Origin of the sequence: Anaerococcus urinomassiliensis, from assembly GCF_900128425.1 — a bacterium.
GTDB lineage: Bacteria > Bacillota > Clostridia > Tissierellales > Peptoniphilaceae > Anaerococcus > Anaerococcus urinomassiliensis.
Genome location: NZ_LT635782.1, coordinates 1,507,778 through 1,534,093 on the forward strand (window position 1 = coordinate 1,507,778; position 26,316 = coordinate 1,534,093).

The 26,316-nt window shown below is 29.0% G+C and carries 28 protein-coding genes and 1 pseudogene; 7 read left to right on the plus strand and 22 right to left on the minus strand.

Features of this window, described 5'->3' with window-relative positions; all coding sequences use genetic code 11:
* Positions 1-113: 113 nt before the first annotated feature.
* From BQ7474_RS08060 to BQ7474_RS10935, 10 genes are all read right to left on the minus strand, one after another.
* Positions 114-1,886 carry a VirD4-like conjugal transfer protein, CD1115 family gene (locus tag BQ7474_RS08060; protein ID WP_071126402.1) on the minus strand — a complete coding sequence of 591 codons (1,773 nt, stop codon included), beginning with the start codon at positions 1,884-1,886 and terminating at the stop codon, positions 114-116.
* 70 nt (positions 1,887-1,956) lie between these two features.
* Positions 1,957-2,154: a hypothetical protein gene (locus BQ7474_RS08065; RefSeq protein WP_044564905.1), complete on the minus strand. Its 198-nt coding sequence runs from the start codon at positions 2,152-2,154 to the stop codon at positions 1,957-1,959.
* 17 nt (positions 2,155-2,171) lie between these two features.
* The gene (locus BQ7474_RS08070; RefSeq protein WP_010245412.1) at positions 2,172-2,456 is read right to left on the minus strand and encodes a helix-turn-helix domain-containing protein; all 285 of its coding nucleotides are present in this window, start codon (positions 2,454-2,456) and stop codon (positions 2,172-2,174) included.
* Positions 2,449-2,808: a type II toxin-antitoxin system RelE/ParE family toxin gene (locus BQ7474_RS08075; protein WP_010245415.1), complete on the minus strand. Its 360-nt coding sequence runs from the start codon at positions 2,806-2,808 to the stop codon at positions 2,449-2,451. The genes BQ7474_RS08070 and BQ7474_RS08075 overlap by 8 nt, the downstream gene beginning before the upstream one ends.
* Before the next feature lie 55 nt (positions 2,809-2,863).
* The gene (locus BQ7474_RS08080; protein ID WP_071126401.1) at positions 2,864-3,355 is read right to left on the minus strand and encodes a PcfB family protein; all 492 of its coding nucleotides are present in this window, start codon (positions 3,353-3,355) and stop codon (positions 2,864-2,866) included.
* Positions 3,356-3,369: 14 nt separating this feature from the next.
* A complete protein-coding gene (locus BQ7474_RS08085) occupies positions 3,370-4,227 on the minus strand; it encodes an ATP-binding protein (RefSeq protein WP_071126400.1) in 858 nt (285 codons plus the stop codon).
* A gap of 14 nt (positions 4,228-4,241) precedes the next feature.
* Positions 4,242-5,225, minus strand: coding sequence for a replication initiator protein A (locus BQ7474_RS08090; protein WP_071126399.1), 984 nt, complete (start codon positions 5,223-5,225; stop codon positions 4,242-4,244).
* An 85-nt stretch (positions 5,226-5,310) separates the two neighbouring features.
* Complete coding sequence (locus BQ7474_RS08095; protein ID WP_071126398.1) at positions 5,311-5,601, minus strand: CD1845 family protein; 291 nt, start codon at positions 5,599-5,601, stop codon at positions 5,311-5,313.
* Positions 5,602-5,666: 65 nt separating this feature from the next.
* Positions 5,667-5,867, minus strand: a complete 201-nt coding sequence (locus BQ7474_RS08100) for a hypothetical protein (protein ID WP_073998367.1) — start codon at positions 5,865-5,867, stop codon at positions 5,667-5,669.
* Positions 5,868-6,068: 201 nt separating this feature from the next.
* Positions 6,069-6,263, minus strand: a complete 195-nt coding sequence (locus tag BQ7474_RS10935) for a hypothetical protein (protein ID WP_073998368.1) — start codon at positions 6,261-6,263, stop codon at positions 6,069-6,071.
* Between the two features lie 651 nt (positions 6,264-6,914).
* Between BQ7474_RS10935 and BQ7474_RS08115 the strand changes: the two genes are divergently transcribed.
* The 5 genes from BQ7474_RS08115 (at position 6,915) to BQ7474_RS08135 (ending at position 11,160) form a co-directional block, all read left to right on the plus strand.
* Positions 6,915-7,616: a lantibiotic protection ABC transporter ATP-binding protein gene (locus BQ7474_RS08115; protein ID WP_073998369.1), complete on the plus strand. Its 702-nt coding sequence runs from the start codon at positions 6,915-6,917 to the stop codon at positions 7,614-7,616.
* A 3-nt stretch (positions 7,617-7,619) separates the two neighbouring features.
* Positions 7,620-8,360 carry a lantibiotic immunity ABC transporter MutE/EpiE family permease subunit gene (locus BQ7474_RS08120; RefSeq protein WP_073998370.1) on the plus strand — a complete coding sequence of 247 codons (741 nt, stop codon included), beginning with the start codon at positions 7,620-7,622 and terminating at the stop codon, positions 8,358-8,360.
* Positions 8,360-8,992, plus strand: coding sequence for a lantibiotic immunity ABC transporter MutG family permease subunit (locus BQ7474_RS08125; RefSeq protein ID WP_328585402.1), 633 nt, complete (start codon positions 8,360-8,362; stop codon positions 8,990-8,992). The genes BQ7474_RS08120 and BQ7474_RS08125 overlap by 1 nt, the downstream gene beginning before the upstream one ends.
* A gap of 138 nt (positions 8,993-9,130) precedes the next feature.
* The gene (locus BQ7474_RS08130) at positions 9,131-9,790 is read left to right on the plus strand and encodes a response regulator transcription factor (RefSeq protein WP_073998371.1); all 660 of its coding nucleotides are present in this window, start codon (positions 9,131-9,133) and stop codon (positions 9,788-9,790) included.
* On the plus strand, positions 9,781-11,160 hold the full coding sequence (locus BQ7474_RS08135; protein WP_073998372.1) for a sensor histidine kinase: 1,380 nt from the start codon (positions 9,781-9,783) through the stop codon (positions 11,158-11,160). The genes BQ7474_RS08130 and BQ7474_RS08135 overlap by 10 nt, the downstream gene beginning before the upstream one ends.
* Positions 11,161-11,283: 123 nt before the next feature.
* On the opposite strand, the pseudogene mobC (BQ7474_RS08140) reads toward BQ7474_RS08135, so the two are convergent.
* The 8 genes and pseudogenes from mobC (BQ7474_RS08140) to BQ7474_RS08170 form a co-directional block, all read right to left on the minus strand.
* Positions 11,284-11,477, minus strand: a pseudogene (mobC, locus tag BQ7474_RS08140) (plasmid mobilization relaxosome protein MobC); the annotation flags it as partial.
* A gap of 340 nt (positions 11,478-11,817) precedes the next feature.
* Entirely contained in the window at positions 11,818-13,992 is a 2,175-nt protein-coding gene (locus BQ7474_RS10755; RefSeq protein WP_073998373.1) for a hypothetical protein, read from the minus strand.
* Positions 13,993-14,018: 26 nt separating this feature from the next.
* Positions 14,019-16,001 (minus strand): AlwI family type II restriction endonuclease, encoded by a 1,983-nt coding sequence (locus tag BQ7474_RS08150; protein WP_073998374.1) that lies wholly within the window; start codon positions 15,999-16,001, stop codon positions 14,019-14,021.
* Complete coding sequence (locus BQ7474_RS08155; protein WP_073998375.1) at positions 16,002-18,170, minus strand: Dam family site-specific DNA-(adenine-N6)-methyltransferase; 2,169 nt, start codon at positions 18,168-18,170, stop codon at positions 16,002-16,004.
* Between the two features lie 143 nt (positions 18,171-18,313).
* Positions 18,314-18,694, minus strand: a complete 381-nt coding sequence (locus BQ7474_RS10760; protein WP_235821502.1) for a hypothetical protein — start codon at positions 18,692-18,694, stop codon at positions 18,314-18,316.
* Positions 18,695-19,153: 459 nt separating this feature from the next.
* Positions 19,154-19,774, minus strand: coding sequence for a relaxase/mobilization nuclease domain-containing protein (locus BQ7474_RS10765; RefSeq protein WP_218188981.1), 621 nt, complete (start codon positions 19,772-19,774; stop codon positions 19,154-19,156).
* 29 nt (positions 19,775-19,803) lie between these two features.
* On the minus strand, positions 19,804-20,154 hold the full coding sequence (gene mobC, locus BQ7474_RS08165) for a plasmid mobilization relaxosome protein MobC (RefSeq protein WP_073998376.1): 351 nt from the start codon (positions 20,152-20,154) through the stop codon (positions 19,804-19,806).
* Positions 20,155-20,421: 267 nt separating this feature from the next.
* Positions 20,422-20,898: a hypothetical protein gene (locus tag BQ7474_RS08170; RefSeq protein WP_235821504.1), complete on the minus strand. Its 477-nt coding sequence runs from the start codon at positions 20,896-20,898 to the stop codon at positions 20,422-20,424.
* Positions 20,899-21,062: 164 nt separating this feature from the next.
* Here BQ7474_RS08170 and istA point away from each other — a divergent pair, with 164 nt between their 5' ends.
* Together istA and istB are read left to right on the plus strand one after the other, a co-directional pair.
* Positions 21,063-22,526 carry an IS21 family transposase gene (gene istA, locus BQ7474_RS08175; RefSeq protein WP_073997523.1) on the plus strand — a complete coding sequence of 488 codons (1,464 nt, stop codon included), beginning with the start codon at positions 21,063-21,065 and terminating at the stop codon, positions 22,524-22,526.
* 1 nt (position 22,527) lies between these two features.
* The gene (istB, locus tag BQ7474_RS08180) at positions 22,528-23,271 is read left to right on the plus strand and encodes an IS21-like element helper ATPase IstB (protein WP_073998377.1); all 744 of its coding nucleotides are present in this window, start codon (positions 22,528-22,530) and stop codon (positions 23,269-23,271) included.
* A gap of 110 nt (positions 23,272-23,381) precedes the next feature.
* Here istB and BQ7474_RS08185 read toward each other — a convergent pair whose 3' ends face one another.
* The 4 genes from BQ7474_RS08185 to BQ7474_RS08200 form a co-directional block, all read right to left on the minus strand.
* Positions 23,382-23,837 (minus strand): AAA family ATPase, encoded by a 456-nt coding sequence (locus BQ7474_RS08185; protein WP_235821506.1) that lies wholly within the window; start codon positions 23,835-23,837, stop codon positions 23,382-23,384.
* Positions 23,834-24,757: a DNA primase gene (locus tag BQ7474_RS08190; RefSeq protein ID WP_073998378.1), complete on the minus strand. Its 924-nt coding sequence runs from the start codon at positions 24,755-24,757 to the stop codon at positions 23,834-23,836. Before BQ7474_RS08190 ends, BQ7474_RS08185 begins: the two co-directional genes overlap by 4 nt.
* Before the next feature lie 89 nt (positions 24,758-24,846).
* The gene (locus tag BQ7474_RS08195; RefSeq protein ID WP_073998379.1) at positions 24,847-25,230 is read right to left on the minus strand and encodes a plasmid mobilization protein; all 384 of its coding nucleotides are present in this window, start codon (positions 25,228-25,230) and stop codon (positions 24,847-24,849) included.
* A gap of 10 nt (positions 25,231-25,240) precedes the next feature.
* Positions 25,241-26,311 (minus strand): site-specific integrase, encoded by a 1,071-nt coding sequence (locus BQ7474_RS08200; protein ID WP_073998380.1) that lies wholly within the window; start codon positions 26,309-26,311, stop codon positions 25,241-25,243.
* Between the last annotated feature and the right edge of the window lie 5 nt (positions 26,312-26,316).

A 26,316-nucleotide genomic window follows, 5' to 3' on the forward strand; every position in this document is an offset into this window, starting at 1 on the left:
AAATACTTGATAAAACTCATTAATTAATTTTAAATTTGTAATAATTAATTCTCTTGCTGTTTTTAAATCTTCAATAACTTTATTTATACCTTAGACAATATTCAATTTTAATTTTATGCCTCTAAAACTTCAACTTCCATATCACTTTTTAATCTAATTCCATCCTTCTTCTTAAAATATTGTTCTATATCAAACACATTTTTCTTATCATAATCTTCAAGTAATTTATAATTTTTATGCTTAGTTATATCAAACTTATCAGATAAAAATGGTCTCACTCCTCTTAGTTGATAAATACATTTACCTCCATCCATTACAGTTATCTCATCTTGACTCATTAATTCTTTTCCAGTTTTTTGATAATTTAAACCAAAACTTTTTTGATTTGATCTAGTTTCCGACGTATTATATAGATCTATTGTTTCTTTGCCTAAACTTTCAGATAGTTCTTTTAAGGTTGTCCTTTCTTTACCACCTAAAAATAATGTGGAATCACAATTTCCTACTATGGTGTCCGCATTATCTTTATAAATTGCTTTTAGTTGAGACTGAGCTTGCAAAATAATGCAAGCTGATATTTCTCTGCTTCTAATTGTGGCAATTAGCTTTTCAAACTTTGGAATCTGACCTATATTGCTAAACTCATCAAGTAGACATCTTACATGAACTGGCAATCTTCCGCCATACTCATCATCTGCCTTATCACATAATAGATTAAATAACTGAGAATACATTATTGATACTACAAAGTTAAAGGTATCATCTGTATCTGATATTATTACAAATAAAGCAGTTTTTCTATCTCCAATTTTATCAAGCTCTAATTCATCTTCGCTCATTAAACCCCTTAATTCTTCGATATCAAATGGTGCAAGTCTTGCTCCACAAGAAATAAGAATAGATTTAGCGGTCTTACCCGCAGCAAGTTTGTATTTTTTGTATTGTTTTACTGCAAAATGATCTGGCTTTTCTTTTTCTAAAGCTTCAAACATATAATCAACAGCATTTTTAAAGTTTTCATCTTCTTCTCTAACTTCTGATGCATCTATCATAGCTAACAAGGTTGAAAAATTTTGTTCTTCTTTTGGTGCTTCATAGTAAATATAACCGATGAGGGCAGTATAATAGAGCTTTTCTGCCTTAATCCAAAAATCTTCAGTTGACTTTTCACCTTCACCTTTTGTATTTGCAATGATTGTTTGTACTAATTTGAGTATATCTTTTTCACTTCTAATGTAAGCGAATGGATTGTACTTCATAGACTTTTTAAAGTTAATGGTATTTAAAATTTTTATCTCGTATCCATTTTTTTCTAGCATTTTCCCACATTCTAATACTAATGTTCCTTTAGGATCAGTAACTACATAAGACGAATGCATTTGCATGAGATTTGGCTTTACGAAAAATCTTGTCTTTCCTGAACCAGAACCACCAATGACAAGAACATTTTTATTTCTTGCATATTTAGGATTCTGAGGGCGATTATTCATTGTAAGTCTCTCTGTTTGAGTTAGTAGAATGTTATTTTCAAACTTTTTATCAATATATGGCTCTATATCTTTTTCGTTCCCCCATCTTGCAGATCCATACTCTTTACCTTCTCTAAATTTTTTTGCTTTTTTCTTCTTTTGTATTAAAACCAATTTAATAATTAATGCTAGTATTACCCCTGCTAATATATTTCTTATTTTAAACGAAAGAAAATAATTTAAACTATCAATTTGACTAGAGGCTACCATAATTCTATCTAATATATCTCCTCCTTCATAGGAGTTTATATGACTAGCTAGTATATTTCCTATATAAAAAAATACGAGATATGGAAGATTTTCTAAAATAAATCTTTTCTTATCTCGTATGTGAAATACATTCTTTATATCTTTCATTACTTCATTAAGTATTTTCGTCTTGTTCACTCCCTTTCTAAAAAATTAATAACTCTCTTATCAGTTTTGTTTATTTTTTATACCTTATTACTGGAACTTTTTTTACCTTTTTACCTATTCTTTTTCTTTCCAAAGCAAAAATCATATCTTCACTTCTTTCAAAATATCCTAAATCTTTATGATAACTCATTCCACATTTACAATGTAATAAACCTATAAACTGTTGCTTCATTTCCCTTTTACATCTAGGACAAACATTTTTCTTCATTTCATACACTTATATACTTATATTTTACTTTCAAAGGTAACTTTCAATTTCTTTCCTAATGCATCTGCAAGTCTATCCAAGGTTTTAATAGAAGGATTAGCATTACCATTTTCTATTTTACTAATATCCCCTTGGGCAATACCTGTCATATCTGAGAGTTCTCTTTGAGTAAGGTGATTCTCATTTCTTCCATCTATCATAGCCTTTATTATTTGAAATTCCACCTCTAAATTATCCCATTCTTTTTTAAATTCGGGGTTTTCCATTTCTTCCTTTAAGGTATCTCTAAAATTTTTACTCATTTTTATAACTCCTTCTCTGATAATCTTCCCTATATTGCTTGGCTAATTTAATTTCTGACCTTGGTGTTTTTTGTGTTTTCTTTATAAATCCATTAGTCAATATCACTTTATTTCCTATGACAAAAAAATATAGAACTCTTGTTATGTTTTTTCCTAGTTTCACTCTTAACTCAAATATTCCATCTTCTAAATGTTTTGAATATGGCTCTCTAAGTTGATTCCCCTTTATTTCTAAGAGTTCTAAGTTTCTAAATACTTTAGCCCTCATTTTTATATCCAAAGATAAGAGGAATTCCTCTACTGGATAGCTTCCATCTTCCTTTTCATAATATTCAACTATAAATTGATTCATTCTATCTTTTCACTTTCATTTTATAGGATATATCCTATATTGTCAATCTTTTCCCTTATAAACTTTGCTCTTGATGTTTATGCTTAACCTTATCCTTATCCGTTGTAGCTTTTACTTTCTCTTTGAAGTTAGCTAATTTTTCTATAACAGATTCTTTTTTCATGGACTCTTCTCGAGTAAATTTATATACAGTTTTCTTAAAGGCTTGTTCCATTATCTTTTCATCTTTTGCTTGAAAAAATATAATATTATTTCCGCTTTCTAAATCTTTTTTTATTGAAAATTTAACTCCATATCTTTTTAATTCTCTTTTTAAAGTCTTTAAATCTATATCATTAAGCTCTAAGGTTTCTACTTTTCCTTTTTTTACCAGATCTTTTACTTTAACTTTCTTAAATTTGCTAATTGCCCCTGTCTTTTCTAAGCTTGCTTTTTGCTTATTTATTTCTAATATTTTTTTCATTAAGTTTATAACTTGCTTAGCTGTTACTACTCCAGCTTTTTTCATTATGGCAATTGTTCTACTATTGATATCGTCATTTTGCATTTACTCACCTACTTTCATTTATTTTTTAATATTTCATAGGCTAATTTCGACTTTTCTTTCATTTTCTCTATTCTTCTGTTTTCTCCCGTAAATATAATTGGGCTACATATTTCAAGTATTCTTGAGTAAATTCTTTTATCTTTTATTGTTTGAGGGTTTGTTAAGGCTGATATACTTAAATTCGTAGTTATAATCAGAGGTTTACCTACTCTATATCTACTATCGATGATATTAAAGATGTGTTCTGCTGCAAAAGCTGTGTCTCTTTCCATTCCAAAGTCATCTATAATAAGTAGTTGCTTATTATTTAGCTTTTCAATATATTTACTTTTGTCAATTTCAAAGTTTGTCATATCATTTAAAATTACTGAAAAGTTTGTCATCTTAACTTTTATTTCTTTTTCTAAAAGACTATTAGCTATGGAACTTGCAAGATAAGTTTTTCCACATCCTACATCTCCTGTTAAAATTAAACCTATATTATTTATATATATATCATCAAATTTTTCTACATAATTTCTTGCTACTTCTTCATGTTCGCTGTCTTTATCCATGTTAGCAAAGTTCCAATTTAAAAGTATAGGATCATCAAAGCATTCTTTTTTTAATCTATCAATCTTTAAAAGATGATTAATCTTCTGCCTTTCTTCTTCCTGCTGTTTTTGTTTTTCTTGTTTACACTTACATAAAATAGGTACTTTTTTTCTTTTTCCTAAAAAGTCAATTTCTTTTTCCATTGGACTTTTACAATGTGAGCAATATTTTAGTCCTGTTTTTTGATCTATATAACTTTCATTATTGTCTTTTTTTGAAAAATATATTTTTTCTAATGGTTCTATATTGTTTTCTAAAATATCTTTAATTGATTCCATAGAAATTTCACCTCCTATTTCATATTTAAAAATTCTTGCCAGATATCTTCATCTCTACTATAGTCATATTTTTTATTGTTATTATTACTGCCTTTTATAATTTCCATATTTTTAATATTTTCATCTGCATTATATAAGAGTGTAAGCAAGTAAGCGTTTATATTTCTTATATCTTTGGGTGCGTTTTCTTTTAAATATGTCAATACATAATCTATATGTTTATAGTTTAGATTTAGAATCTTTTCTTTTAACTTTTTATGATCTATCTTCAGCCCACCTATGTGAATGCTTTTAGAATTATTTAATGCTCTTACCAGAACATTTATAATTACATCTACTTGTTTCTTATCTTCTATCCTTGATTTCTCAAATATTTCATAAGATATATTATTTTTAATCTTTTCTTTTAATTTTGCCTCCTCCAAAATTGTTCTATCTAAATTTTCTTCTTCATATTTTAAGAATGCTATGGAGGTGGGATTATTAAAATCAGTATTACTAATATCAGTATTATTAATATTAGTATTATTAGAGTCCTCTTTTAAAACTTCTTGAGATTTATTATTGAAACTTCTTGAAGTTTGATTTTTAAACTTCTGCAAGTTTACTTTTGAAACTTCTGTAGGTTTATTGTTTCCTGTGTATATAAAGTTCTTTACATAAAGTAGATTTGGCTTGCCAAGTCCCTGTCTCTTTTTTTCTAATAGCCCTATTTCTTCGATTTCTTTCATTATCTTAACGGACTTATTTCTACCCCAATTTAACACTTCCATAATTTCTTCTATGGTGTAAATGATATATACTTTGTTTGACTCATCTAACCATTTGTTTTTTAGTGACAAACTCATTCTATCTAATAAAATTCCATATAAGACTTTAGCTTCTACTGACATACTATTAAAATATTGATTAGTAAATAAAGATTTTGGAATTCTAAAAAACGAATATTGTTCTGCTTCATTACCATAGTAATATTCAAATTCTACTATTTCTTTCATCTTACACCCCCTTTCTTAGTACAGAAAAAGAGACAGCATATCTTAATTTGCTATCTCTTCTTGAATTAATTTTTATGTTTTGTTTTTATATTAATTTTATTTTTTTATTCACCTCTTCTATTAATTCTACTACAACACATCCTAACGCTGGAATTCCATAAGGACTAAAAAGAAATGCTAATATAATGGCTTCAACTGCAAGATTTTTTTCTCCGTTAATAACAGATCCTAAAAACCCCATTATTGCAATAAAAGATATTAATTTAAAAAATACCGTACTAAGTCCCAATATAAAAGTTAAAAACATAGCAATAATACTTAGTGCTATACTAATAGGAAAAAGTATGATTTTAAAAATTACTCTAACTATTATCATATCCTCTTCAATCCTTTTTACCTAAATTAAATTTATTTTGTGAATTCAACAAAAAGATGACAGATTCAAATTAAAATCATCTTGTTTAAAAATTTTGTGGAAGCCTTTAAACCTTGATTTAACTTAATTATTGTATCTGTCACTATTATACTATTCTCCCCACTACCATTAGCTCCGTAAATAAAATTAACTTTTTTACAATTACTTATATTAACTCCCAATTCATCATAAGGAGTACAAGACTTTATACAAATTTCGTTAATCATTTTTCACTTCCCGTTACAAACTTCAAATTTATATCAAACTCTTCCATCCTAAACTCTCTATTAAAGAATGGAAGCCCTATAATCCTATACTTATTATCTTCAACATGTTTCTTATAATGGACATCTTGCTCTTCAATCTTTAACAGAAAATATTCTTTCCACTTATTATTTCTTTTTCCAATTAAATGACTTCCCTTTGGTTCAATATAAATCTATTCTCGCAAATACCCATCTGTACCTTTCTTTTGTAAAAAACAACAAAGAGTCAGGCTCAAATCTTTCTCCTGTGTCAAATTCATAAATAGCCAAGGCCTGAATTCTCTCATTTCTTACCAAATAAATTTCATAATGTTTACTTCTTAAATCTTTAACTATACCTTTAAAGTCTTTCAGCATATGATACTTTTGACTTAGTAATTTGATTGTTCTCTTAAACAAAAGGTTCTTTGAAACTCAATATTTTTTAATTCATTTGAAAATTTCATAACCTACCTCACATATTCCATGATATCTTCAACACCTCACTCAACACACAACATATGTTTGCTATCATTTCTAAGTTTATTCTTTTGACCTTATTATTACAATAAAAATTTAGTTTAATCATTTAAAGATTTGAATCTTTTTCTAATTTGAAGATATTTTCTTAATATCTGTATGTTTTCCATTCTTTATTTTTAAAAGTTTCTATAATTAAATTATAGCACATCTAGGATATCCAAAGGACTACGATGGAATAAAAATTATAATTTACTGCAAAAAAATAAATCGAGTAAAACTCGATTTATTCCCATTCTTCTTTTCTAAACGTACGACATATCCCAAACCATTCAAAATACTAGATTCTATTTTTTCTAATACCACTAAATCCATCTAATTATAGGGCATTTTCAAATTTTTAGTCCCGTCCCAGTCCCAGTACCGGATAATATATCTACTTTTAGGATAAAAATAAGCTATTAGATTTTTAAAGAATCTTATCTTCCTTATGGAATCCTTAGATTTGTATTTTATACTAAGTTTATAAAATGAAGAGGAGGTTCATTTATGAACAAATTGATATTAGAAACAAAAAATCTTACTAAAACTTTTGGTAAACAAAAAGCAGTAGATAGTATTTCTTTAAAAATAAAAGAAAATTCTATATATGGCTTGCTAGGACCTAATGGGGCTGGTAAATCGACTACATTGAAGATGATTACTGGAATGATTCATAAAACATCTGGTCAAATCTTTTTTGAAGGTCATGAGTGGAGTCGTGACGATTTATCTGATATTGGTGCCTTGATAGAAATGCCTGCCTTGTATGAGAACTTATCAGCTAGGGAAAATTTAAAAGTAAGGACACTCCTATTAGGATTACCAGATTCTAGGATAGATGAAGTTTTGGAAATAGTAAGTTTAAAAAATACTGGCAAAAAGAAAAGTGGTCAATTTTCTTTAGGTATGAAACAAAGGCTAGGTATCGCTATTGCCTTATTAAATAATCCTAAGCTTTTGATTTTAGATGAGCCAACAAACGGACTTGATCCTCTTGGAATTCAAGAATTACGTGATTTAATAAGAAGTTTCCCAAATAAAGGAATAACCGTTATTTTGTCCAGTCATATTTTAGCAGAAGTTGAACAAACTGCTGACCATATTGGGATTATTAATAATGGAAAATTGCAATATCAAAACATTATTAATCATAATGACAATTTAGAAGAACTTTTTATGAATGTTATAAAAAGTGGAATGGGGGTGTAAAAAATGATAAATTATATTCTTGCAGAAAATTTAAAACATAAGGGCACTTTCTTAAAGAAGTTATTAGTTATTATGCCAATATCTTTAATCTTATTGTCACTCTTTCTTATGCCAAGCTATTTTACTACCAATTCCTATAACTGGTGGTATATCATAATAATGCCTGCAACTTTTGCCTTAATACCAGCAATGATGGATAGAAAAGAAAGTAAAAAATTAAACTACAGAGCAGTTTTCCCTCTAAAAATTAATCTCAAAAAGTTATGGGCTTCAAAAATAATTACAGCATTTGTTTATATGAGTATTGCTGCTATAATTCATATGCTAGGAGTGTATATTTTTCAATTTTTAATTGGAGAGCAATTAACACCAAACTATGGATTTTCAACATTACTATTTGCAAGTTTCTTACTAATAATAACTAATATTTGGCAAATCCCTCTATGCTTTTTCTTAGCAAAAAAATTTGGCTTTATCGCATGTATTGCAGTAAATGCAGTATTAGGTTTAGGAGCAGGAATATTGTTGTCTGACGGTGCTTTTTGGATTTATTGCCCATATTCTTGGGGAATTAGATTAATGATTCCTGTTATGCATATTTTACCAAGTGGTGTCTTGACGGAAGTATCAAATCCAATAATATCAAACACATCATTATATATTCCTTGCATATTATCTATATGTCTATTTACATTACTTACAATAATAACTGCAAATTGGTTTTCAAAACAAGAGGTAAAATAATGATAAATATAATAAAATCAGAAATATACAAATTTAAAGGCACCTGGCTTCCTTGGATTCACATAGTCTTACCTATAGCCTATTCTTTATTATTTTATGTGGCATCAAAAACTACTGGATTAAAAAATTTTGAAGAAAACGATATAAGCCAAACATATTTTGTACTTTTAGGAGCAGTAATACCAATAATATTAAGTTTTATAACTTCAAAAGTAGCTGATATGGAAATGAGTGCTGGGAAATTTCAAGTGCTTTTATCTACTACAAAATCTAGAAGCAAAGCCTATATAGGAAAACTCCTTGTATTAGAATTGGGATTTGTTATTTCTCTTGCTTTAGCTATTATAATTTTTGCAATACTAACTGGATATCTAAATATCTTAGATTGGCTTATTGAATTTTTACTAATTGTTATTAGCAGCCTTTCTCTATACATGATTCATCTTTGGGTATCAATCGTATTAAGTAATGGTGCATCTATAGGATTGGGTTTTCTAGAAACAATGATTGCTTTGCTTTCAATGACTGTCATCGGTGATAATATTTGGTATTTTATACCTTGTACTTGGGGCTCCAGGCTTCCTGCGATATATAATGATGGGCAAAGCTTTAGATCCTTCATATTTTTATAAAGAGTTAAAGCTGTGGGGTTTAATAGCTTCCTTTATTATCTTAATCCTATTTATTTCCTCAATAATTTGGTTTAATAAGTGGGATGGGAAATCTGTTAGTGAATAAAAGTTTTTAATTTGAAATTAAGAGGTGATGAAATGTCTTTAATTCTTGCAGTTGATGACGAGCTAGATATGCTTGATTTAATAGAAAATATTTTGAAAAAGAACAACCATCAAGTCGATGTATATCAAAACCCTTTAGACATTGACTATAGCAAACTTAGTAAATATGATTTGATTCTACTTGATGTGATGATGCCAGGTATTGACGGAATTAGTTTCTGTAAGGAGATTCGAGGAAAAGTAGACTGCCCTATTCTTTTTTTAACAGCGAAAACTATGGAAGAAGATATAGTTGAAGGCTTATTAATTGGTGGTGATGATTACATCACAAAACCATTCGGTGCAGCAGAATTGTTAGCTCGTATAGAAGCACATTTAAGACGAGAAAAAAGAGAACGACACACTAGTTTAAATCTTGGTGAAATTCGATTTGATTTATCTTCAAATGAAGTTTTTGTAGTGGAGGAAAAAGTTCATTTAACAAAATCTGAGTATCAGATTTCAGAATTACTAGCAAAAAGAAAAGGACAAGTATTTTCAAGAGATCAAATATACGAGCTTATCTTTGGATTTGATGGTATAGGAGATGCATCTGCAATATCAGAACATATAAAAAATATTAGGGCAAAGTTTCAAAAATATGGAAAAAATCCAATTGAAACAGTATGGGGAATAGGATATAAATGGAATTAAAATCAAAAGGTCAATCTCTTAAAAATATACTTTTTAAATATTTGTTAAGTATTGCACTAGGACTAGTAATCTCAGTTGGATTAATAATAGCTTTTATATCTGCTTCTTACCAATTTAAGTGGATATTTCCTGCGAACTATACTGAGAATTTAATTCTTGAAAAAAGGACAGATATTGCCTCTTCAAAAAATTTCGAAAAATCATTACTTCCAGATAATACATCTTATCTATTTATATCAAAAGACGATAAAGTTATAGAAACAAATATGAATAAGAATATCCAAGATATAGCTTTTAACTATCATAATGGATCTGGTAATTCTAATTCCAACTTATCCTTTATGGAAATACAAAGATCAGATGGATATGTACTAGTAGCTTATAAGCTAAAACCTTATTATAGAAATCCTTGGATGCAAAAGCATCTACCACAAATAAATGTTTTATTACTAATCTTACTGATAATATTTTGTTTTATTAGTATTATTACTATCACATTAATTTGGGCAAAGAAAATATCGAAAGAATTGAATCCTTTGCTAGAAGCTTCGGAAGAAATTGGAAAACAAAACTTAGACTTCAAAGTTAAAAGGTCAAATATTCAAGAATTTAATGCCATATTAGAAAGTTTAGAAAAAATGAAAGTAGGATTAAGTGAATCTTTAAGAACAAATTGGAGAGAGGAAGAGAAAAAAAGAAATCAGATTTCAGCATTAAGCCATGATATAAAAACTCCAGTTTCAATTATAAAGGGAAACTCAGAATTATTAGGAGAAACAAACCTAACAGAAGAACAGCAAACATATCTAAATTATATTAGAAAAAACACAAGCCGTATTGATAAATATATCGAAACTTTAATGCTTGTTAATAAATCTAATCAAGCAAATGAATTAAACTTTACCCAAATTAGAGCAAAAGAATTTGTAGAAAACATTGAAAAACTTGCTAAAGAATTTACATCAACTTATAAGTTAAATCTTTTAGAAGATATTAACTATGATGATGATTTTTTAATAGTAGATTTAAAAAATTTTGAACGAGCCTTTCTAAATATTTTAAGTAATGCCGAGGAGCAAAGTCCTAAAAACTCAACTATTAAGTTAATTATATGTTCCAAAGCTGATAAGCTTCAAATATCAACATTAGATCAAGGACATGGATTTACAGATGAAGACCTATTATATGCTACAGATCAATTCTATCAAGGAGACAAAAGTAGGCATTCAAAAGAAAACTATGGAATCGGATTATTTGTTGCCGAACAAATTATTAAGATGCATGGAGGAAATCTTGTTATAGAAAATAGGACTGATACAATAGGCGCAAAAGTCACTATATTATTACCTGTCAAGAATACTCTTATATAGGGTATTCTTTTTTTGTATTCATAAATTATATATGAGAATACTAAATTTTTTTCACTCTTAATAATGTAATCTATTACTAAATTAAGAGTTGATTTTATAGGATGTATTTTTGTAATTGCCATACTAAATACCATAACTTTCTTTTGATTTATTAAGAAGTATGGAATGTATATCCCATATCTCTTTGATAATTTTTCTATTTGTTTATTCATTGATTCAATTTCATTTTTGTAAATAACACCAGTGGTATTAGTTGCTTTTGCAATCTGATTTATGTTATTTGTTGCATTTGAAAGTAACCATTTGAGATGTCTAAATAAAATAATCCTCATAATATGCATGCAAAAAGACCGCAGTCTAAAAACTACGATCTAATTTTTTGTCCAAATGTAAACCACTTGGAACTATTATTCAATTTATTCTTTTTTACTTCCAGTACCATTTGAGTACCAGTAGCCATTTTTCATTCTCTTTATAGCCTGTAATTAAGCCATTTTAGAAAATTTTGCGATTATTCCCATTCGATATGTCCATTGATATTGTTTTGTGTAAATGGCATAAAATCAAGGTTTTTAATGTCTATTTTAGCCCTATTATCCATTTTATTTCTGTTTATCTGATTTTTTGCAAGCATATTGCAAGCATGAAGTCAAAAATCTATAAGCTGTTTACAAAAGCTAAAATATCTGTTTTCTCCTTTCCCAACATATGATCGGTAATGTCAATTGCCGGCTGAAAAATACTCATATTACCCTCAAAATGATTAAATTCATTCAACAAAGTTTTCTTTGTTGTAAGAAAAACTCTATTTTTTATATCCTCGCTATTTTTACTATTTTCAGGGAAAGCTTTTGAGATTATCTGTCCAAGTTGCCTAGCTCCACTCTTACTTTCAGTATCTATGTTATACTTTAATACCAATTTTTTCTCTATCAATAATCTTAGAAACAAATAAGTAAATGAATGTATTAGTGTACGATTTAATAATGGATATTTCTCTTTATCAACAATTTCCTTTCCATCAACAGTTTTATTCAAAATATCATCAACATTCACTTTATAATTATTAGGAATTATATTATTCTTATTCCCGAATAATTTTATATAACATTCCGCTATATCAACTGTATTTGTTTTATATCCATGCATTAATTGGGTTAGATTTTCTTTAATATCATTATCATTAATAATTGTTGAATATCCTCTCATAAAAGGAATTAACGAAATCAAAAATAATTCTACGTCTTCTATGTGTTCATAAATCTTTTCTCTAAATGTTTTTAACAACTCATCAAGGTTAATAAGCATATCACGTTCATCAAAATTTAATGCTATAAACCCATTTTCTTCATTTTCTGTGTTATTGAATAAAAATAACTTAAAACATTTTTTAAATTGTCCATCTAAAAGTCTTAATAGATCTACATTATGAGTTAAAATAACCCTTTTCTTATTCTGTAATATCTTAACTATTGCATAGGCTATTTTATTTTTATAAATAGAATCAAAGCTAGAAATAGGATCATCTAGTATTATAATTGGTTTGTCAGAGTTTTTTGCTTTCAAAAATTCAAATGTTAATGATAGAAAATTTTGTTCTCCGGAACTTAATGGCAATTCTTCTCTGTTAATCCCAAGAAAATCTTTATTCTCTAAAACAATTTTTATATTCTTCTTATCATCTCTAATTATCTGCAGTTTCTTACTCATATTGTTGCTAATAATCTGCTCAATATATAAAAAATCTTCCTCTGTAATTTCTGGCTTCTGATTTATCAATTTTTGATATTCTTCATTTTTTATTTTTATATCAGAAGATTTATAAAGTTGTACCAATTCCTTTATTACCTTGTTCGCAAATATATTCTTATATTCTTTAATCGACTCTTTAAGTAACAAAACGTCACTTAAATTTCCTGTTTCAATTGCATCTAGCATAATATCCTTTATTCTAAACGGATCTTTTTCACTTATATTAGCAATTATCTTTTCAACAATTTTTTTAGTCTTTGCATCTAATGTCTTTATAATTTCTTCCTTATTTTTGGATTTTTTATTTAATAAATTTTCAGAATCAATTCCATTTGAATCACAAACTATACACTGATCTTTGTAGCTGAAACGTGAAAGTATCTTTATGGCTTCTGTATTCTCCTCTATCTCCTTAATATGAGAATTATTAGCTAACTTACTTGTATCTATCGTTTCAATTTCAATAATAAGGGGATTCTTTTCTGATAAATCAGAAATGATATAATCTAGCTTGGCCTGTTCATAGTCAGGAATGGTTATTTGAGTATGCTTTTCCAATTCCGAAATATAAGTATCCACGCCAGTTTTAGAACCTTTACTTCTGTTATTCATTAAATCTTTAATTATATTTTGAATACTTGTCCATTCAGAAAAGCAATCTATCGATTTACTACTGCTTGAAGATACACTGTAATTACTTTTTAAGATAGAAATGCTTTCAGTGCAAAGTCTATTATATTCATTTGCTATATATTCCTGTAATTCAAATTCTTTTTTTATGTCATCTCCTAATAAAAAATCTTTCGTTTCACCTTGTATGATATTTCTGTTATTTTGATCGTTAATCACAAAAAATTGAGAGCCATCCGTATACTCTTTCCCATCATAAGTATACTTTACTTTTGTTCCCTTTTCGGATGATAAAACCTTTACTAAGCTTGTTTTACCAGTTCCATTAGGACCATAAATTACAGAAATTCCTTCTCTGGAAAAATCTATTTCATTATTTCTAATAAACTTTTTATAATCTGATACAAAAATATCTTCATTTTCAATTTTTTCAAAAATAATCTTCGCCATCTTTATTCCTCCTAAAATTATAAATATTATGCTTCATACTCCCCAGTAGCCTCTTTTATCATCCCATCATGCCAATCTAACGTCTCTAATGGCATTTCATGGTATTTGTCAAAGACTTCATACAGATACTTATACTTAACTTTATTCTCAATTATTTTCTTAAGAGAATCTGTATCCATTGAAATAATCTTCATCCCTGTAATTGTTTCATTATCTCTTTTATAAGGAATAATTTTTCTATACCTAAAGTCATTAACTACATTATCATCCAGATAAGTGCTAACGAATAAGCTGTAATCGAATGGATTATTAAATCTAATCCTATAATCTCCTAAATGTCTTGAAACAGGCTCCATTTCCATTCTTCTTTGATTGTTTCCATCTGCAAGGGTTGCTTCAAGCAATAATGAATGTTTCGGATAAGATGTACACGCTTCATATTCATATATAATGTCTGCATAACCTCCAGCTGCATGTGTCTTAGGTAATAAATTTGCTTCTAATGATAGCTTCATGAAATCCAAAATATTTCCTTGTCTTTCACTCACTTTGTACCATATAATTCCAAAAATATATTCAAATATAGTCGGTACTGCAGCTTCATCTGTAACAAGTTCTTCAATCCTTTTATCATCACGTTGCTCAAAACAATTTAATAACTCTATAAGCACAGAATCATTAAATTTCTTATCAATCAAAGTATTAAATCTTCTATATCTCTCATCATTTATATAAATTGCAGCTTGTTCAGGATTCTTAATTGTAATTCCTAAATCTTTACTTAAAGCTGCATATACTTTGCTAATATCTAACTTGAATGCTTCTGATATAGTTTCAAGTTGGACATCAGATCTTAGATTATTATCTCTACTAAAAGTTTCTGTATACAGAACATCAATAATTTCTTTAAAATAATACTTTGGAATCATATCCAACTTAATCATACGATCTTCAAAAATTAGAACATCTGTAATATTAAAATATCTTCTATTTAAATCAAAATAATCAGATAAAGTCGCCATTGCTTTAAAAACATGTAAATGTTTAAAAAACACTTCTTTTAGTTCTGTTTCATTTTTACAGTTCATAAATGGGCATTGTTTGTGAATTGAAGACTTCCCATTTTTTCTTACAACACCAATATTGGTTGTTTTAAATAGTAAACTTCTCCACAACGTTCCAGGTTTTTGATTTATATTCTTTGCAGAATTTAATAGGGATTCATAATCGCTTTTCCCATCAAGAAATACTTTCTTTAAATTCTCATATAATTTATAGTAAGGCTTGTCATAACTTCTGCTTTTACGATTCATTCCCACTAAACATATTAGATTTTCATCAACATCCGAAGTAATAAATTCTTCTTGTGCAAGTTTGTAGTTTTCCATTTGCATAAGCCTCTTATAAATTATTTCTTCCGGCAAAATTTTACCTTCTCGATATAATTTAATATCCGATATGATTTGTTTTGCACTTTCTTCATCTCTAATTAGCGGAACAAAATAAGTAAACTCGTCATAACTTAAAAACTCAAGTTCCGTCAGGCACTTTACAACCGCAATAAACGGTCTAACGATACTACCACTTACATCTATACTTGTTTTAAGAAGCTGTTTTAGATAGATAAAGCTATCTCTATTAATATTAAACACATTATTGGTTTCAAAATCCCCACTACTTGTTATTTTAAGGAGTTCTCTTCCTGCATCCGTAATCAATCTATCTTCTGTAATTAAACCAATATCAACCAATCCTGATGTTTTTTCTCTGGCATCTTTGTCTTTCCTTTTCGCCTCACCTGTTAAGAAGGATTTATTTTTCATGAAATCATAATATTTTTCTTGTAATTCATTATTCCAATTCCATTTAGATTTTTTTATGACTTCATTATAAAACTCATCAAGAAGCAATAATTGTGCCTCTATTTTTAAATTTAATTTTGCAGTTCTAAAACTTGTAGTTCCTATAACCCAACAAAAACTTTGATAAGGAATACTTTTATTAACCATTTACTCATTCCTCCAGTCCACCGGATAATTAGTAATTAAAACTTCTTCGGATATACTATTTTTGTTTTTTCTGTGATAATTGCTATTTGAATAACTTTTATTTAGACGATTGCAGTGGTACCCCCTACTTTCAATCCAATTACATAAAATATCATTTCTTTTATTTTTACTTTCCAAAACATTAGATAAGGCAAAACTAAAACCTTTTTCATTGGCTTCATCCAAAAATTTAAGTAAAGCTTTTTCTTCTATTTCAGTCCACATGCCATTTTCATTATATGTTGCATTTGTAATCAAATAAGGTGGATCACAATAAATAAAAGTCTCCTGAGAAAAATCATCTAACGAAATTTCTCTAAAATCCTTTTTCAAAAACTGAATGTCCTTGCTTTTCAATTCCTCGGAAAATAACACAAGTTTACTTCTCATTTTGGAATTAAAATCTCTCTTACCTACCGGAAGATTAAAAAGTCCCTTTCGATTAAACCTAATCTGATTATTAAAAGAGAACACCATAAGTACATACAGCATTGGATAATCTATTTCTCCAGCAAGAACTTTAGCATTAAAATCATCTCTTAACTTGAGAAATCTTCCTTTATTGTATTCGGCTAAGCCTCTACTACTATCACAATCATAATAAGAATACCCATATAATGATGTATTGGATAAATTATACGCCTCAATAATATTGTCTATTTGTTTTAATAAAGCATCAGTATCAGTGTCTTTTATACATTCAATTAAATCTATCAATTTTTCATTCGTATCATTAAAAAAAACTTTTGAAGAAGATGAATTTATTCCAACATTTCCTCCTCCGGCAAACAAATCTAAAAATACTTCCTTTTCATGAAATAAAGGTTTCAACTGTTCTAGCAACTTAAATTTTCCACCTGTATAATTAAACGGGCAAGGTATATTAATTTTCTTTTTTTCTTCCCTAAATACTTCACATAAAAATAGTCTTTCTTTATTATCTTTTATATCTGATTTTCCAGTCGAAAAACTCTTATAGTCTGATTCAAATATAGTAACTTTCCCCTTTTTATTAAGAATTCTCATAATATCTTCATCCGATATTTTCGCATTGGATCTATCATTTCCCTTGTTTGACATATTGTTATATGAAAGCAGAATATATTTTGCATCAGCATTTTCAATAAGCTCCTCAAATGATTTTGTAGCTGAAATCATGCAATAATCACTTTTAAGAGAAGTTCTATCCATCTTTCTTGCAACACCATAAACTTTAGGTTTTTCCCATCGTGCCACATTTTCAAGTAAATGATATGCATCACAATATTGCCTTGAATTATATGGAGGATCTAAGTATAACAAATCTCCCTTAATATTTTTAATTAGTTTGTTTGCGTCTAGGTTATAACAAACATTATTGGAATTAATGGATTTTTCAGGCAACAAAACATTCAATACTAAAGTTTTTTCAAAATCGACATTCTTTCTATACGCATCGTAATGTCCAACTGTATTTGCAATCTTATCCATCGCATATAGAAGCGATGTAATCATTATTGCATATTCCTTAAAATTTATTTCTTTATTTTTATACTTTGCTTCTATATCTTCTCTTATATATCCTATCTTGCTACAATCATCAGCAGAAAAAAAAGTATCTGCGAAATTTTCTCGCATATAATTATTTTCTTTTGTTTTAACTTGATTATAGTCGTATATAAGCTCAATTATCTTTTTGCTTGAATATTTTTCATATCCAAACCATGCATAATTGGAAATATAATTACTATAAAGTAAATCATTTGTGATAAGCATTTTATCCTTAAAAGTATTCGTAACTGCACCGGTCCCACTAAATATGTCAATAACAATATTTACACCTTTGCAATTTTCATCAACTGTTTTTCTTATAAAATCAGAAAGAGAATATTTATTTCCTAAATATCTTCTATTATTTATATAGGATTGTTTTAATCCTAATTTAGATATTAAATATTCTGTATCATTCTTATTTTGTAAAACATCTATGTGCAAAAATCTTTTTATAGTTTTAACTGTGTTTTCATCCCAAAAGTACCTTCCTGTATCACTTCTCGGAATTAAAATATTTTCTTTATCTATTAATTTATATAAATATGACTTAGAAATGTCTAACTCTTTTATTACATCAGTAACATTAAGACTTGCCATCTTTATTCCTCCTTGCCACATTTTAATCTATTCAGTAGACATTATAGCATATTTTACGCAAATTTTCCAGATTTTCAGCAAAAAATCAGATGCTAATTGCATCAAAAATGGAGAGCATCTTCTATAATACTCTCCATGTATCTCTATAACTCCATATCGTTATTTATATTATGACTATGATCAATTGTTTTATCTATTTTTCTTCTATGATTCTTAATTGTACCAATAACTGATTCCTTTTTCTTTTCAGTTTTATCCCTACCGAGATAATCATTCATATTAACTTTCAAATGCTCCAATTCATCATACTGTGCTGCTAATGAATTATGTTTCTTGATTATCACCTCTTGTTTAGCTTGTAACTCTTTAGAATGCTCATTTAATTTCCTGAAAAGATTTTTACTTGATTTTGTCTTTAACTCTCCTGCTACAACATGTCTTAAGTGCGGAAATTGCTTCAGAAAAATATCTATTTCTTCATAAGACTTCTGATAGGATTCCACATCTTTTCTGTTCATCATCATATAAATCTTGTCGTTTGGATTTTTTCGGTAGCCTTCATAATGTTCTCTTTTACTGATACAGATTTGAATATGTTTAACAACTTCCTTTATCCTTTTTTGCTCCCATGACAGCTTATCAAACTCTCGCTTCAACTCATTTTTTTCAATGGAGAGTCTGCTAATACCACGTTCTAATTCCTCTATTGAATTAAATCCTTTGTTTCTGATTTCAACAAGCGTTGAAGCCGCTGTTTGAAGATTGTGCTTTGTCGCCCAATGCTCATATCCTTTGCTGGAATTTGCTTTATCGTTGTTCTTAATGTCTATGATATTGCCCAGATCTTTGTATTTATTTCGGATTCTTTCTTTGATTTTTTCTTCTGTGTAATTATCCCCTATGGTTTTCGCTCTTGTAAATCTCTGCTGATTTTTCTGTTTGAAAGCAATATACTTTCCAAACTTAATTTCATATCCATATTGTTACATTATTTTAAGAAAATGTTCCCAGCTTATTGCTTTTTGAATTACTCTATCCATATCAAATTGAAGTCTTGATTTATAACTTTTACCTTTTTTATCCTCATTCCAGTCATACCAATTCACAAACTTTCTTCGCTTAATCTCGTTGATTTCCTTTTGTATTTCTTGGTCGATGACAGATAAATTATGCTCCTTACATAGCTTGTCGCTTTGATTTCTGATATTCGTATAGGAGCCGTAATAAGAATGATAAACCTTGCCCTCGTCCACATCTATGGAATTAAAAATGATATGATTATGAATATGGTCTTTGTCTATATGTGTTGCTAAAACATATTCATATTTCCCGCCTAAAATCTTTTCACATAACTCAATTCCAACTTGATGTGCTTCTTCAAAGCTAACTTCTTCCGGAACAAAAGATTGAATCAAATGATGTGCTAAGGTCTTTGTTCTTGAGTTAAATTGTTTCTTAGTAAGTTCAAATTCCTTATGAGCATTTTCTCTGCTACACAGGTGTGTTGTAACATAGATTTCATCATCGGTTTTATCACCATTACAGATATAGTCTATGGCTTTTTTAAGTGTTGTTTTAATCGGATGTATCTTTGTAACTGCCATCAGCTTATTGCCTCATTGATAATATAGTCCTAAACTTTTTCTCTAAATCCTGATAAAAAAAGTAGTTCTCGCTGCAAGGCTTTCTTGATACTTTCAATATCATCTTTATAAATAGCTCCTGTACTGTTTGCTGCCTTTGCAATCTGATTCAGGTTCACTGAGTTACGACTGACAAGGGAAGAAAGTTCTCGCAGTTCTTTTCTAAACTTACCGGATAAATCAATGCTAATAATTCTATTCTTGAAAATACTGTCTCTATAAAACTCTCTTTTGCTCTTAAAATTGGTCAAAGCAAATCTTCTGTTAAGTTCTTTCATATCATCTTCATTTATCATAAAATGAACAGTGTAATTATTTTTTCGATTAACACTCTTTGACATTTTTCATCACTCCTTTCTTCTTCGGGGTCTTAGGGTTCTCCCTAAATATTTCAAATTTGAGTTATCAAATTTCAAGCCTACTTTTTGGGTGTGGTCAAAAAGTATATGCTTGCTATCAACATGTAATTCATAATTTTTATAAATTAGTCTTTAACTTGCACAGAAAAAATAGATGTAGATTCTTCAATTACCGTTTGCACCGTTCATACCGCACGACATTCCCTTACACATGAAACATCAAACGGTACGAACGGTTTGAACGGCATTTTAATAAATCACATCCTCTGAATTATATTTAACTTGATAGTTATTGTTGTTTTTTCCTCGCTTCATTTTAATGCTGATTCCATTTTTTCTGAGAATATCTTTATTACGATTTAAGGTCTTGCCGAATTGTTGCGGACTCTCTATCTCTAATTTTATCTTTGAGCAAATATCAACTATTGTTCCTTCTATTTCTTTTAATTTAGGCATAAGTTGAACTAATCTTTGAATGGACGGTTCCAGCATTTCAATCGGATCTATTTTATCTAACTCCAATATCTTTTTTGACGGATGAATTTTTACTTGATATACCCTTGATTCAAAAAGTCTACTGGTTACATCCAAGCTAAACTCTGTATCAAATTCCGATGATTTATTTATAGCTATTATAGTGTCTACTGAACCGGATAACGCTTGAGAACCTATCACTTTTTCACTCACATTTTTGATAGATGAATCCTTTTTTGTGTGATACATCATAATAAAAGTGCAACCATATTTTTCTATAAGCTCATAATACTGTAAATGATAAACTAAAAGTGGTCCAATAATCGATTAATTCTAATCGAAAAATGGTCCACTTGTTTTAGTTTGTACTCCGTATGTAAAGTATAGGTACGGAGGTATGTGAGGTGATTAAATTAATGGATAAGAATGCAATAATAAGACTTAAAAATCAAGGATATTCAAATAGAGAAGTATCTAGAATACTTAAGATTAATAGGAAGACTGTAGCTAAATATTGGAATAAGTACCAGGAAGATGTTAAGAATTTAGATAATCCTAATTTAGATAGAGCATTAGTTCAAGAAGAAATTGCCAAGGCGCCTTCCTACGATTCTTCTAATAGAAAGAAGATCAAATATACAAAAGAAGTAGATGAGTATCTTGATCAGATTTTAGAAAGTGAGAAAAGAAAGGATTCTATCTTGGGTAATCATAAGCAAGCTTTAAGCGTTGTTCAGATTCATAAGATGATTGTTGATAAGGGTTTTGATATATCTTATCCTTCAATAGCAGTTTATGTTAGAAAGAAAAGAGAAGCTTCTAAAGAATGCTTCATTAAGCAAGTATATGATTTTGCTGATAGGTTAGAATATGACTTTGGTGAACTTAAGCTTGTAATCGATGGCAAACTTGTTAGTTTAAATATGGCTGTTATGAGTTCCCCAGCATCTAATTTTAGATGGGCTTATCTATACACAAGTCAAAATCAAGATGTATTCTTTGATTCACAAGTAAGATTTTTTAATATGATTGGAGGAATGTATAGAGAAATAGTCTATGATAATATGAGAAATGTTGTTAGTAAGTTCATAGGTAGAAATGAAAAAGAACTTAACCCAAGATTAATAGAGTTTGCCAACTACTATGGCTTTTCAGTCAATGTAACCAATTGTTTTTCAGGAAATGAAAAAGGTCATGTTGAAGGAAGTGTTAGGATAATTAGAAAGAATGCTTTTTGTGAAAAATACGAGTTTGATTCAATTGATCAAGCACAAGAGTACTTAAATTCTAAACTTATCCAGTTAAATAAGGACTCTAAGATTAATGAGGAAAAGAAACACCTTCTAGTCCTAAGACCTACTTATGAACTATCAAAAGTATCTTTTGCTAAGGTAGATAAGTATTCTTTAATACAAGTTGATAAAAACAAGTATTCACTACCAGATTACATGGTAGGAAAAACTGTTCTTGTTAGAGCTTATGCTAGGGAAATTAAAATATATGTAAATGATAAACTTCTAGCCGTTCATAAAAGAAAAGATGGTGCTAATGAATATAGCATTGACATCACTCATTACCTAAAATCATTAGCACGCAAACCAGGTGCAATTCGTAATTCTCTCGCCTTAAAAAGTCATCCTGATTTAAAAAACATCTTCGATAAATACTTTACCTCTAACCCAAAGAAGTTCATAGAATTAGTAGAGCTTAACAAAGATAAGGATGTTGATAAAATAGTTGATATCTTAAATAACTATTCTAACACTAAGAAAGAACTTGATGTATTAGATATAGTGAAAACCGATAAAAAAGAAGCTGACATAGAAATAAAGGCAAGAAAAATAGTGTCCTCCTATGATAGCCTTGTAATTGGAGGCTAAGATGAATATTAAAGAAGCTTCTAACATACTTAAGCTCTCTTATCTAAGAGAGTCATATGAGGATTTAATAGAAGAATCATCAAATCTAAACTTATCTAACGAAGAATTCTTAAAACTTTTCTTAGAAAGAGAGGTAGAAAGAAGGAAAAACAACGGCATAGCAAGAAGAATAAGAAATGCCAAATTTATCAACAAGAAATTCTTAGAAGACTTTGATAAAACAAAATATTCTTTAGAACTAAACAAAAAATTTGGATATCTTGAAACACTAAAATTCATAGATAACAAAGAAAACATAATCATGATAGGAACACCTGGTTGTGGAAAGACTCATTATGCAACTGCCTTAGGTATTAAGGCATGTATTGCTGGAAAGAATGTACTATTTACCTCTGTTCCTAACCTTGTGATAGAACTACAGGAGGCTATGAGTAAAAATCAAATTACTAACTACAAGAAGAAATTTGAAAAATATGACTTGGTGATCTTAGATGAGCTAGGTTATGTTTCCTTTGATAAGATAGGCTGTGAGATTCTTTTTAACCTATTATCATCTAGAAATGATAAGGGTTCGATAATTTTAACAACGAATTTAAACTTTGAAAGATGGGAGGAAGTTTTTAAAGATCCTATGCTTACTGGGGCTATAGTAGATAGACTTGCTCATAGGGCCCATATTATGGATATGTCTAGAGAAAAATCTTATAGGATGGAAGATACAATGGAGTGGTCAAAGAATATATGAAATATATGTAAAAAGTCTTTCCCCTAGGGGAAAAGACAAGTGTGGTCAATATCTTTACTATATGTGGACCACTTTTCGATAATAACTGTGGACCAATTTTCGGTTGACATTTACAAATACTTTGCCATAACCTCATAGGTATCATTGTAATCATTAGCATTATATTTTCTGTCATATTTTATCTTAGAAAATGTATCAACTACGAACACCTCATAGCCCAATTCAACATCAGATTTTATAATTCTTTCAAACTCACCAAAGTCTACATAACTTGTGCCTTCATAAAATTTCATAGTGTTTGAACAAGGTATATCTAATCTCTTAATTCTTTCTTGAATAAGTTTACCCGAGAGTTCATTGCAATAGTAAACAACCTTTGTTTTTTTTACATTATTTTCAAGAAAATCAATTCCTTCGTTTATACAAATACCAAGATTTAATCCTAATGCAGTTTTGCCTTTTTTAGGAGAAGCTACAATCAATGTAATGCTTTTTCTTGCAATAATATTATCAACGATATACTTATCAGAGGTATCAAACTCAGTGTTTATCGTATAGGCTTTCAACGAATCTCCTCCTTATTTTTTCTATGATAGTTATAATCCCAATAATTCGTTCCGCCGACTTCCTGTGCCTTCTGAATACTTTGATTTAAGTATTTAATATATGCTGCCTCATTTCTTCTTTTACTCATATCACCCATTCGGTTCAATGATGATTTCAGGAAGATCTCAAGCATTAAATCTGCATTTCCATGTGTAAAGCTGTTTAAGATAAGAAGCAATTGAAAATCGTCTTTGCTTGCATCGCCTGTGGAATATTCGCCTCTAAAAAGCTCTCTGCCTTTGCGATTAGTCATATACATTGCCTTTAAAATCACTTCAATATCCGGCACATCACTATTTATATTTTTATAGTAGAAAATTTGCTCTCTAATCGTTTCTTTAATGGCATATTTTTCATAGTAAAGGTTTAACTTATATTGTTCATTCTTTACTTCTGTGCAAGTTCCTATGACATCACCGGTCATAGCAATGCACTTATTTGATTTATACATTTCAAAACGATCAGCTTGATTGTTGATGTTCTTATGAATTCTTCCCTTGGCAAATATGTGGACTCCGTTTCCCGATACGGAAATTTCCTTATATGTTTCGCCAAAATCACTTATGATGTCTCGCACATCCTCAAAGCTGTCCTTAACATTATCTAAATCAATACAGACAAACGGATCATCTTCAGTTAAAACAAACGATAGACCATCACAACCGCTTTTTTCTAAGCCATCTAAGGCAGTTTCAAAATCTGTCCAGTTCTCTTTTTTATTCCATTCATTTGCTTCACAAGTGATTGGACTGATTGGGATTTTTACAGCTTTTGCATTACCCTTTTTATCTTTGTTATGATAAATTTTAAACCATAACCATTGCTTGCAGTCTTTTAATTCTTGTGGCATATTGTTAATATATGTTTCTTTATTTATCATTTTTTACCTCCATAATTGTGTTGATGATAGAAGTACAACCTGATAAAATATTTTTAAGAGTTGCAATCTTATCAGGTTGCTTCTTGACTCTATCTATTGCAGTAGGTAGAGTCATTTTTATTTCTATTCATCGTTTCAAACATTTCCAGAATATATGCCAAAAGTTCAAGCTTATTTTCTTCAATATCGCAGTCCAAATTAACATTTTTAAAATATTCTTCAAGCATTTTCAGTTTCGTTTTCAGTTCATCAAACACTCTTATATTTCCAAATACCTCAACTTTATGATTTATACTCATTTGAATCATATAATCCTGTTTGTTTAATCCTGATAATACTATTTTCTCTTCCAATAAACTTTTTTCTTCTGGAGACATTCTGAAATTCACTATAATATTTCTTTTTCTATTTTTATCGACTTTCAGTTTTCTACCTTTTGTTTGTAGACTTTCTCTTTTAAATATCTTACTCATCTTAATAAATTTAATTCCTTTCTTTCTCTATCATTTCAATGATTTCCAACTGCTTTGACGGATATAAATGTGCATAATTTAAGGTTATTGAGATACTTTCATGACCTAATCTTTCTGCAATTACCACCGGAGAAAAACCTTGCTCTATCAAATAAGCAACATGAGAATGTCTTAAATCATGAACTCTAATTCGTTTTACTCCTGATAACTTACAAGCTCTATCCATTTCATGATGTAAATATGATTTTGTAAAATTAAATAGTCTCTCCTTTGAATCCAGATGATAAAACATCCCAAAGAAGTCTGACATTTCATCACATAGAAATTGTGGTAATTGAATTACTCTATTGCTTTTTTCTGTCTTAGGAGATGTAATGTAATCTTTTCCTTTTAACCTTTGAAATGATTTACTAATAGTTAGAGTTTTCTTCTCAAGATCAAAATCGTCTTTTGTAAGTGCAAGCAATTCACCTTCTCTAATACCGCACCAATAAAGTATCTCAAAAGCATAGTATGAGGCAGGTTTGCTCTTAACACTTTCAGCGAATTTTTCATATTCCTCTTTAGTCCAAAATAACATTTCCTGTGCCTTTGATCTCCCCATCTTAGTAGTTTTATGAGCAGGATTACTTGTCAGTCCATAATACTTACTCGCATGGTTAAGGATTGCATTCAGTTGATTCTGAATCGTTCTTAAATAAGTTTGAGAATATTGTTTCCCCTCACCATCTGACTTTTTAAGCAATTCATTTTGCCACTGTAAAATATCTGGAGCTGTTATTTCAGCTATAGATTTCTTGGCAAAGTAAGGTATTATTTTCGTTTCTATAAGATGAACCTTTGTCAAATAAGTGTTGTATTTAATTCTTGGCTTTAAATCGCTCAAATAGATCTCAACAAAGGATTCAAAAAGCATATTAAAATCTCTCGACTTACTTGCTAAAAACTCCCTTTCATATTCCAATGCCTCTCTCTTTGTAGCAAATCCACGTTTTGTATGGATTTGTTTTACTCCTTTCCAATCAACATACCTTAAATAGATTTTCCATGTGCCTCTTTCTTTATCCTTGCTGGCTGACACATCAT

What these genes read in the sequence shown, in the direction of transcription:
- BQ7474_RS08060 (WP_071126402.1), bottom strand. Translation starts at nt 1,886, where the DNA reads ATGAAAGATATAAAGAATGTATTTCACATACGAGATAAGAAAAGATTT.
- BQ7474_RS08065 (WP_044564905.1), bottom strand. Translation starts at nt 2,154, where the DNA reads ATGAAGAAAAATGTTTGTCCTAGATGTAAAAGGGAAATGAAGCAACAG.
- BQ7474_RS08070 (WP_010245412.1), bottom strand. Translation starts at nt 2,456, where the DNA reads ATGAGTAAAAATTTTAGAGATACCTTAAAGGAAGAAATGGAAAACCCC.
- BQ7474_RS08075 (WP_010245415.1), bottom strand. Translation starts at nt 2,808, where the DNA reads ATGAATCAATTTATAGTTGAATATTATGAAAAGGAAGATGGAAGCTAT.
- BQ7474_RS08080 (WP_071126401.1), bottom strand. Translation starts at nt 3,355, where the DNA reads ATGCAAAATGACGATATCAATAGTAGAACAATTGCCATAATGAAAAAA.
- BQ7474_RS08085 (WP_071126400.1), bottom strand. Translation starts at nt 4,227, where the DNA reads ATGGAATCAATTAAAGATATTTTAGAAAACAATATAGAACCATTAGAA.
- BQ7474_RS08090 (WP_071126399.1), bottom strand. Translation starts at nt 5,225, where the DNA reads ATGAAAGAAATAGTAGAATTTGAATATTACTATGGTAATGAAGCAGAA.
- BQ7474_RS08095 (WP_071126398.1), bottom strand. Translation starts at nt 5,601, where the DNA reads ATGATAATAGTTAGAGTAATTTTTAAAATCATACTTTTTCCTATTAGT.
- BQ7474_RS08100 (WP_073998367.1), bottom strand. Translation starts at nt 5,867, where the DNA reads ATGATTAACGAAATTTGTATAAAGTCTTGTACTCCTTATGATGAATTG.
- BQ7474_RS10935 (WP_073998368.1), bottom strand. Translation starts at nt 6,263, where the DNA reads ATGCTGAAAGACTTTAAAGGTATAGTTAAAGATTTAAGAAGTAAACAT.
- BQ7474_RS08115 (WP_073998369.1), top strand. Translation starts at nt 6,915, where the DNA reads ATGAACAAATTGATATTAGAAACAAAAAATCTTACTAAAACTTTTGGT.
- BQ7474_RS08120 (WP_073998370.1), top strand. Translation starts at nt 7,620, where the DNA reads ATGATAAATTATATTCTTGCAGAAAATTTAAAACATAAGGGCACTTTC.
- BQ7474_RS08125 (WP_328585402.1), top strand. Translation starts at nt 8,360, where the DNA reads ATGATAAATATAATAAAATCAGAAATATACAAATTTAAAGGCACCTGG.
- BQ7474_RS08130 (WP_073998371.1), top strand. Translation starts at nt 9,131, where the DNA reads ATGTCTTTAATTCTTGCAGTTGATGACGAGCTAGATATGCTTGATTTA.
- BQ7474_RS08135 (WP_073998372.1), top strand. Translation starts at nt 9,781, where the DNA reads ATGGAATTAAAATCAAAAGGTCAATCTCTTAAAAATATACTTTTTAAA.
- BQ7474_RS10755 (WP_073998373.1), bottom strand. Translation starts at nt 13,992, where the DNA reads ATGGCGAAGATTATTTTTGAAAAAATTGAAAATGAAGATATTTTTGTA.
- BQ7474_RS08150 (WP_073998374.1), bottom strand. Translation starts at nt 16,001, where the DNA reads ATGGTTAATAAAAGTATTCCTTATCAAAGTTTTTGTTGGGTTATAGGA.
- BQ7474_RS08155 (WP_073998375.1), bottom strand. Translation starts at nt 18,170, where the DNA reads ATGGCAAGTCTTAATGTTACTGATGTAATAAAAGAGTTAGACATTTCT.
- BQ7474_RS10760 (WP_235821502.1), bottom strand. Translation starts at nt 18,694, where the DNA reads ATGATGATGAACAGAAAAGATGTGGAATCCTATCAGAAGTCTTATGAA.
- BQ7474_RS10765 (WP_218188981.1), bottom strand. Translation starts at nt 19,774, where the DNA reads ATGGCAGTTACAAAGATACATCCGATTAAAACAACACTTAAAAAAGCC.
- mobC (WP_073998376.1), bottom strand. Translation starts at nt 20,154, where the DNA reads ATGTCAAAGAGTGTTAATCGAAAAAATAATTACACTGTTCATTTTATG.
- BQ7474_RS08170 (WP_235821504.1), bottom strand. Translation starts at nt 20,898, where the DNA reads ATGATGTATCACACAAAAAAGGATTCATCTATCAAAAATGTGAGTGAA.
- istA (WP_073997523.1), top strand. Translation starts at nt 21,063, where the DNA reads ATGGATAAGAATGCAATAATAAGACTTAAAAATCAAGGATATTCAAAT.
- istB (WP_073998377.1), top strand. Translation starts at nt 22,528, where the DNA reads ATGAATATTAAAGAAGCTTCTAACATACTTAAGCTCTCTTATCTAAGA.
- BQ7474_RS08190 (WP_073998378.1), bottom strand. Translation starts at nt 24,757, where the DNA reads ATGATAAATAAAGAAACATATATTAACAATATGCCACAAGAATTAAAA.
- BQ7474_RS08195 (WP_073998379.1), bottom strand. Translation starts at nt 25,230, where the DNA reads ATGAGTAAGATATTTAAAAGAGAAAGTCTACAAACAAAAGGTAGAAAA.